The 293-nt window shown below is 65.2% G+C and carries 1 pseudogene; it reads right to left on the minus strand.

The window, feature by feature from the left end:
• Positions 1-242 (minus strand): annotated as a pseudogene (locus IG78_RS0141275) (hypothetical protein); the annotation flags it as partial.
• Between the last annotated feature and the right edge of the window lie 51 nt (positions 243-293).

A 293-nucleotide genomic window follows, 5' to 3' on the forward strand; every position in this document is an offset into this window, starting at 1 on the left:
CACGGTAGCGAGCACCGGTTGCAGCGGAAGCGCCAGTTGGCGAAGACCTGTTCGGCGTCAGCTTCGACGAGGAAGGCGCCGGTACCGCCCTTCGAGGTGAGCAGATGGACGTGCTCCCCGACCAGCGCGGGCAGTTCGTACCGCTCGGCCAGCCGCACCACCGGCTCCAGCCCGCCGTACGCGATCAGGTTCTGTCCATCGAACGCGGATGAGACCGCCGCCGCGGCATGGGAAGATTCCACCTCGGAAGTGCCTTGTCGATCGTGCCTGATGTGGTCCTAGAAAATCCCATC

Origin of the sequence: Streptomyces aureocirculatus (assembly GCF_000720475.1) — a bacterium.
Classification (GTDB): Bacteria; Actinomycetota; Actinomycetes; order Streptomycetales; family Streptomycetaceae; genus Streptomyces; species Streptomyces aureocirculatus.